The organism is Ideonella sp. P3_A4 (assembly GCF_056403075.1).
The window spans coordinates 1-8,038 of the sequence record NZ_JBFUGE010000273.1; the positions used below are offsets into that span (position 1 = coordinate 1).

6 protein-coding genes are annotated in these 8,038 nt (G+C 67.9%); 4 read left to right on the forward strand and 2 right to left on the reverse strand.

Annotation, left to right across the window (positions count from 1 at the left end):
* Positions 1-434 (reverse strand): YdeI/OmpD-associated family protein (locus AC1DYI_RS20915; RefSeq protein WP_477206058.1); only part of this gene is annotated, 434 nt, incomplete at its 3' end.
* A gap of 2 nt (positions 435-436) precedes the next feature.
* Entirely contained in the window at positions 437-994 is a 558-nt protein-coding gene (locus AC1DYI_RS20920) for a DUF1697 domain-containing protein (protein ID WP_477206059.1), read from the reverse strand.
* Between the two features lie 129 nt (positions 995-1,123).
* Between AC1DYI_RS20920 and def the strand changes: the two genes are divergently transcribed.
* The 4 genes from def to AC1DYI_RS20940 all read left to right on the forward strand — a co-directional run.
* Positions 1,124-1,675, forward strand: a complete 552-nt coding sequence (gene def, locus AC1DYI_RS20925) for a peptide deformylase (RefSeq protein ID WP_477206060.1) — start codon at positions 1,124-1,126, stop codon at positions 1,673-1,675.
* Between the two features lie 91 nt (positions 1,676-1,766).
* Positions 1,767-3,842, forward strand: a complete 2,076-nt coding sequence (locus AC1DYI_RS20930; protein WP_477206061.1) for a DUF6600 domain-containing protein — start codon at positions 1,767-1,769, stop codon at positions 3,840-3,842.
* 220 nt (positions 3,843-4,062) lie between these two features.
* Positions 4,063-6,876: a zinc-dependent metalloprotease gene (locus AC1DYI_RS20935; protein WP_477206062.1), complete on the forward strand. Its 2,814-nt coding sequence runs from the start codon at positions 4,063-4,065 to the stop codon at positions 6,874-6,876.
* A 184-nt stretch (positions 6,877-7,060) separates the two neighbouring features.
* Positions 7,061-8,038: Kelch repeat-containing protein (locus AC1DYI_RS20940; RefSeq protein WP_477206063.1), on the forward strand; the 978-nt coding region annotated here is incomplete at its 3' end.

The window sequence follows — 8,038 nt, forward strand, 5'->3', positions numbered from 1 at the left end:
AAGAAGGCCCAGGCTTCGGCGTTCGTCCGGCGGAACTGCGCCTCGATCTCGGGCGGAAAGTCTTGCGCACGATCAGCGAACGAGTAGCCGCGTTCGTGCTTCTCGCCCCGGGTTTCGAACGCCGCCAGCCCGGCTGGCTGCATGCGGCCTTCGGCCACCAGTTCGGGCACGCGCTTCACATTGACCTGGCTCCAGACGCTGCCGGGCCGGCGCGGCGTGAAGCGGATCGTGTAGCGCTCGTCGTCGATGCGCTTGCGCACGCCGTCGATCCAGCCGACGCACAAGGCCTCGTCGACCGACTGGGGCCAAGTCACGCTGGGCTGGCCGCTGTCGACCTTCCAGTAGCCGAGCAGCAGTTCGGCGGCTTTCGCGTGGTTCTTCTTGAACCAGGCGCGCAGCGCGGCGGGTGTGGCGAAGTACTGTGGTTCAGTCATCGTCAGGCTTTGTCGGGTTCGAGCATCGCGCCGATCTTCAGCACGGTGGCCCAGTTGCGGCTGGTGACTTCGTCGCGCAAGGCCTTGTCGAGCGCCATAGCGGCCTTGCTGGCGAGGATGCCCTCGGTGCACGAGAGGTAGCCAGCGTGGCGGCCGGTGGCAAAGAGGTCGGGCGACCAGTCTTGCGCCGCCAGCTTCTCGACAGCGCCGCGCGCCGTCGCGTTGCGCCACACGGCGACCAGGAACCGCGACGGGTCGGTCATCCGGTCCAGCAGTGAGTTGTCTGTCAGCAACTCGGCCCATTGCGCTGCGTCCAGCACCGTCAACTTGGCGCTGAAGCCGAATGCGCCGGGCAGGGCGGCTTCGATGCGCTTGGCCGCGTCGGCCGCTTTGCCTTTGGGGCCGCGGAAGACCACGTTGCCGCTGTTCAGCAGTGTCTTCACGTCGGTGTAGCCCAGCGATTCGATCAAGGCCTTCAGCTCGGCCATCGGGACCCGTTTGGCCTTGCCGACGTTGATGCCGCGCAGCAGGCCGACGTAGGTGGTGGAAGAAGACTTCATTCGGAGCGGGGCACTGGGTGGCGGTGGGGGAGGGCTCATCGAGTCGGCGAGGGTATCAATGCCGGGTCGCACTGTCATGGTCTTGACGCATCACATAATGCCGACCTTCCCTGCACGACAAGGTGAGCGATGGCGGTGCGAGAGATCCTGAAGATGGGCGACCCGCGTTTGTTGCGCCTGGCGCCGCCGGTCTTGGCTTTCGGCACGCCTGAGCTGCGGGCGCTGGTGCAAGACATGTTCGACACGATGGCCGCGGCCCAAGGCGCCGGGTTGGCCGCGCCACAGATCGGCGTTGATCTGCAATTGGTGATCTTTGGTTTCGATCGCAACGAACGTTATCCAGACGCTCCGGCGGTGCCCAAGACCGTGTTGCTGAACCCAGTGATCACGCCGCTGCCGGAGGCCGACGGCCTGCTGGCCGAGGAAGAGGGCTGGGAAGGTTGCCTGTCGGTGCCTGGTCTGCGCGGCGTCGTGCCCCGGTTCCGGCGAATTCGCTACACCGGGGTGGACGAGTTGGGCCGACCGATCGAGCGCGAAGCTGAGGGTTTTCACGCACGGGTGGTGCAACACGAGTGCGACCATCTGATCGGCAGGCTGTACCCGACCCGCATGCGAGACCTGACGCGGCTGGGGTTTACCAGCGTCCTTTTCCCTGATCTCGACCCGGCCAGCGACGACTGAACCCGTGCCAGTTACAAGCCAGCAACACTGTGACGTCAGCCGAATCGACCCGCCCTGCGTTGTGGATTCGGAAGAGTCTGGAGATAGACACATGAACATCTGGAAACATCGCTTGGCCTTCGCCGCTCGCGGGCTGGCGGCGGCGTTGGTGGCCGGTGGCCTCGGTTTGGCAGCGATGGCGGCCCATGCCGAAGACGATCCGCCTGGGCGCGTCGGCCGGCTGGCTGACATGAAGGGCCAAGTCTGGCTGCTGGAGGCCGGCCAAGGCGAGTGGCAGGCGGCCACCAACAACCGGCCGATCACCACCGCAGACCGCGTGGCGACCGACCGCGACGCGCGCGTCGAGCTGCAGATCGGCTCGACCATCGTCCGGCTTGACCAGGGCAGCGACCTGGAAGTCAACCGCCTGGACGACGACCGCATCGAGCTGACCCTGCACGACGGCGCCGCCGCCGTGCGCGTGCGCTCGCCGGAAGTGGCGCGCGAACTGCAGATCACCACCGCCGAAGGGCGCTTCCAGCCGCGCACGGCGGGTTTGTACCGGATCGACCACGGCGAGCGCGGCAGCATGGCCGGCACCACCCAGGGCGAGATGGATTTCGAATCCAACGACAGCCAGTTGTCGCTGCGCCCCGGCCAGCGCGCCGAGCTGTGGCTGGATCCGGCCGACAAACGCACCCACTACAACTGGTCGACTCCGGCCAACGACGATTTCGAGCAATGGGTGCGCAGCGATGATTCGCGCGACGAGCGTTATGCCGCTCAGCGCCCGGTTTCGCCTGAAATGACTGGCGCCGAAGACCTGGACCGCAGCGGCCAATGGGGCCAGCACCCGGAATATGGCTCGGTCTGGTACCCGACCACGGTCGAAGCCGGCTGGGCGCCGTACCGCTATGGCCACTGGGCCTGGGTTCGCCCGTGGGGCTGGACTTGGGTTGACAACGCGTCCTGGGGCTTTGCGCCTTTCCACTATGGCCGGTGGGTGAACTGGGGTGGCCGCTGGTGCTGGGCACCGGGCACCTATGTGCGCCGTCCGGTCTATGCCCCGGCGATGGTGGCCTGGGTCGGGGGCGCGAATCTGAGCGTGTCGGTCCACATCGGTGGCGGCCAGCCGGTGGGTTGGGTGCCTTTGGCGCCGCGTGAGCAGTACTACCCGACCTACCGCTATTCGCCGACGTACATCAAGCAGGTCAACATCACCCACGTGACGGTAATCAACCAAGTTCGCCCGGTGCGGCCGATCATGTACCGCAACACCGGTGTCGCCGGTGGCGTGACGGTGGTGTCGTCCGACGTGCTGACGCGCCGCCAGGCGGTCAATGCGGCTGTCCGGCCCGCCGATGCCGACGTGGTGAAGGCCATGCACAACCCGCGCGGCGGCGGTGTGATGCAGGTGGCCCCGCCGACACCGGCCAACGCCTCGCTGGCACCGCGCCAGGTGGTCCAGGCGGGCCGCCGCGACCGTGATCAGACACCGCCGCCGCCGCGTGGCGTGACACCGGCGATGCGTGAAGCGCAGGCCGATGGCAAGGACATAGGCGGCCGTGGACAGGGCAACCGCCCGGACGGCGCGGGCAACCGCCCCAGCAACGAGGGCAACGCCGCCCAAGTGGCGCGTCCCGGGGCGCCTTCGGTGGCTCGTCCGCAAGGCGCCGGGCGTGACGACGACCATTCGCCCAATGGCAACGGCCCTTCGGCGGCGAACCGCCCGTCCGCCGGCCAGCCGGACAACGTTCGCCCGCATGTGGCACGCCCCCCGATGACGGGTGGGCCGACCAATACGCCGAACGTGCAGCGCGAACCGGGGCAGGTGCTCCCGCAGGCGCGGCGTGAGAACGACTCGCCGGTCCAGCCGCAACGCGAGCAGCGTGACCCACGTGAGCGTCGCGACGTGCCGGGCTTCCAGAACCCGCGCGAACGCGACCAGCGCGACACGCGCGAGGTGCCGGGCTTCCAGCAGCACCAGCAGCAACGCGAGCAACGGGAAGCGCCCCGCGCGGTGCAGCCGGCGCCGCAGCCAGTGCCCGCACCGCGGGCTGAGCCGCAGCGTGAAGAGCGTCAGCTGCAGCAGGAACGCCAGGAGCGCAAGCGGGAACGCGAGCGCGAACGTGATCACAAGGACGGTCAGCGCGAATCTCGTCGCGATGGTCCGAACTCGCTGAACTGAAAAGAGTCGAACCTGCGGCCGCGTGCCGCCATTGCAGCCGCGCTGAGCACGGGAATCGTCCCGATCAGCGCGGTGCCCACGTGAGGGCACAATCGTTTCACGCCCAGCCGTCGCGGCATCGAGCAATCGGTGCCGCGACGTTCTTTATTCGGCTGCATTGAATATCGACCCCGTCGCGCGTGTCGCGGCTTTTCATCCGGCTTCCCATCCGATGCCCAACATGTTCGAACCGATTTCGCGCGCGCGCGCCGGTCTGGCGCTTTCATCGAGCAGTCTGCTGCTGAGCCTGGTGGCCTGTTCGACGGTGCCCCCCGCTGCGGCCCCGGCGCCCGCGCCGGCTGCGCCCGCCGAGGTGGCACCAGCCAATACCGGCTCGTCGATCCCGGGTGCGCCGATCGCCGCACCTTCGGCCCCCAAGCCCGGGGCCGCGGCGAGCGCGCCGCCGCCGGCGGGGGCACCGCCGGCCTTTGCCACGGTGATCAAGGACGCCAAACGCATCGACGGCCTGCTGCCGCTGTGGCAAAAGGACGAGAAGGTCTGGTTCGAGCTGAAACCCGACGACTTCAACAAGCCGCTGTTCCTGTCGCCCAAGCTCTCGCACGGCATCGGCGAGCAGGCCATCTTCGGCGGCAGCATGCTGGGCCTGCAATACGGCGGCCGGCCGCAGATCGTCGAGTTCCGCCGCGTCCACAACCAGGTGATGCTGGTGGCACGCAACGAGCGCTACATGGCGCCCGCAGGCTCGTCCGAAGCGCGCTCGGTGGCCAATGCGTTCTCCGACAGCTTGCTGGGCAGCGCACCGGTGGCCAGCCTGCCGCAGGCCGAGACCAAAGCCATCCTGGTCGAGGCCAACCCGATCTTCGTGGCTGACCTGATGGGCCTGGGCATCAACCTGCAGCGCACCTACCGCCAGAACTACGGCTTCGACGCCCGCAACTCGGCCTTCACCCAGGTGCGCAGCGAGCCCGATGTGGTCACGCTCGAGCTGAACCTGCACTTCAGCACGGGCAGTCTGTCCAGCGCGGTGCCGGGCGCGCCCGCCGGGGCGCCGGTGCCCATCCTGCCGAACACGTTGCCCGATCCGCGCAGCATGTTCCTGGGGCTGCACTATTCGCTCGCCGCCTTGCCGGCGCAGCCGATGACGCCGCGTCGCGCCGATCAGCGCATCGGCTACTTCACCACCACGGTGCTGGACTTCGGCAACGACACGGTGCGCACGCCGAACCGCCACTACGTGCGCCGCTGGCGCCTGGAGAAGAAAGACCCGACCGCAGCGCAGTCGGAACCGGTCAAGCCCATCACCTTCTGGCTCGACCGCGATGTGCCCGCGCGCTACCGCGACTCGATCACCCGCGGGGTGTTGGCCTGGAACGCCGCTTTCGAGCGCATCGGCTTCAAGAACGCGCTGGTCGTGCAGCAGCAGCCGGACGACGCCAAGTTCGACACGCTGGACATGCGCTACGCGTCGATCCGTTGGATGACCAATGCCGACCCGGCCTTTGGCGCGATCGGCCCGAGCCACATCGACCCGCGCACCGGCGAAATCCTGGACGCCGACATCGGCATTGAAAGCCTGTCATCGCGCAATCGGCGCAGCGAGCGGGCCCAGCTGCTGGCCGGCCGCCCGTTGGCCGATGCCGCTTCGCTGCTGCAGGCCGATGGTGAGGCCCACCTGGCCGAGCTGATGCACTATGGCGAGGGGGCAGTGCAATGCCAGCATGGCGCGATGGCGGCTGAGCAACTGGCCTACGCGTTGGACGTGATGGAGGCGCGCGGCGAAATCGACCCCGCCAGCCCCGAGGCCGATGCCTTCGTGCAGGCCTACCTGTTCGACGTGACGATGCACGAGGTGGGCCACACGCTGGGCCTGCGGCACAACTTCCGCTCGTCGCGCATCTACAGCGACAAGCAACTGTCCGACCCTGAGTTCACGCGCAGCCACAGCCTGGCCGGCTCGGTGATGGAATACGCGCCGGTCAACCTGGGCGGCCCGGGTCAGCCGACGCCGGAGCCGTTCCAGACCGCCTTGGGCCCGTACGACTACTGGGCGATCGAGTACGCCTACAAGCCCTTTGCCGACGGCGCCACGGCAGCCGAACAGGATGCCGAGCTGCAGCGCATCGCGGCACGCTCGTCGGAGCCGTTGCTGGCCTATGGCACCGACGAAGACAACCTGCTCGGTCTGGACCCGGAGTCGTTGGTCTTCGACCTCGGCGACGACCCGCTGGCGTTTGCCAAGAAACGCATCGCCATTGCGCGTGATCTCTTCGAGCGCCAGGAAAACCGGCCGCTGAAGTCGACCGAGGACTACACCGTGCTGCGTCGCGCGCTCGGCTACGCGCTGCGCGACGCCACCCGCGCTGCCGGCGTGCTGGCCCGCCAGATTGGCGGCCTGCGCACGCTGCGCGACTTCCCCGGCTCCGGGCGCGACCCGCTGCAACCGGTGCCGGCGCCGGTGCAGCGCGAGGCGCTGGACACCTTGGCCCAAGGTTTCCTCGCTGCCGGCAGCTTCCACATCTCGCCTTCGCTCGCCCGCAAGCTGGCGCCGGATTACCTGGAGCGTTTCGGTGGCACCGAGCCTGTCCCGACCGACTTTGCGATCGACGCCATCGTGTTGGACCTGCAGCGCGCGCTGCTGAACCAGCTGATGAGCGAGACCTTGGCGGCGCGCCTGCTGGACGCACAAGCCAAGGCCAGCACGCCGAAAGAAGCCTTTGGCCTCAGCGAGTTGTATAGCCGCCTGACGCGTGACATCTGGGCCGAGCTGAGCCGCTCGGGCGACATCACGGCGGCGCGGCGCGACCTTCAGCGCGAGCACCTGTCGCGCCTGGCCAACCTGCTGCTGAAGCCTTCGTCGGGGAGCCGTGCCGACGCCCGCGGGCTGCTGCGCGCCGAGGCTCGTGGCCTGTTGGACCGCATCGCCGCGGCCAGCAGGCGGGGCGACCTGTCGCCCGAGGCGCGTGCCCACCTGGTCGACAGTGCCGATTCATTGCGCAGTGCCTTGACGGCGACCATCCAGCGCGCAGGCGTCTAACGGCACGGCGGTGGGCACACCACCCACCGCATTGACAAGAATCTTCAACGCGCGAAGCCAGCAGCGCCCGCTCTCTCGTCAGAGGCGGGCGCAGTCACGATACTCACCGCTCGTCCGTCCCCGCAGCGCCGGGGACGTTCTTTGTGATGCAGCCCTAGCCACCGCGATGGGCGCAGGAGTGATGATGATCGACTTGGCTTCGAAAACCCCATGGTGCCGGCACGTCTGTGCCGCAGCCGCCCTGATGGCCATGGCGCAGGTGGCTGATGCCGCCACCTGGACCCGCCTGACCAATGCACCGTCTGGTACGGTCGAGACCATGATGTTGTTGACCGACGGCACGGTGCTGGCTCACAGCCAGGATCTGCCGGGCAGCATCTGGCGCAAGCTGACGCCAGCCGCCAATGGCAGCTACATCGACGGCACCTGGACGAATGTGGCGCGCATGAACACCGGCCGCGTCTATTTCGCCAGCCACGTGACGCCTGATGGCAACGTGTGGGTGCTGGGCGGCGAATACAGCGGCCCCAACCTCGATGCCACCTGGGTCAACACCGGCGAAACCTACGACACGCTGGCCAACACCTGGACGCCGATCCCGCACCACCCGGAGTCGAACTACGGCGACGTGCCCTCGATGCTGTTGAACGGCAACAAGATCCTGGCCGGGTCGCTGTCCAACCCCACGTCGTTCATCTACGACCTGAAGAAGAAGAGCTGGTCGTCCACGGGCTCCAAGATCTACAGCGACGAAAGCAGCGACGAGGAAACCTGGGTCAAGCTGCCCGACGGCAAGGTGCTGACCCATGACCTGTTCCACAGCATTTCGGCCAGCGGTGCGTATGCCGAAGCCTATGACCCGAAGACGAAGACGTGGAGCAGCCGCAGCCCCAGCGATGGCGGGGCCACGGGCACCATCCCGGCGTTGAGCAGCCAGTTCCTTGGCTACGAGACCGGCCCGGCACTGACCCTGCGCAGCGCCGACGGCCGTGGCAAGGTCTTCTTCATCGGCGCGACCGGCCATACGGCGATGTACGAGGTCGGCACGAACAACTGGCTGGCCGGCCCGGACATCATGGGCACGGTCAACGGCAAGAAGATCCTGTTCGGTGCCGACGATGCGCCGGCTGCCGAGCTGCCCAGCGGGCACATCGTGCTGGCC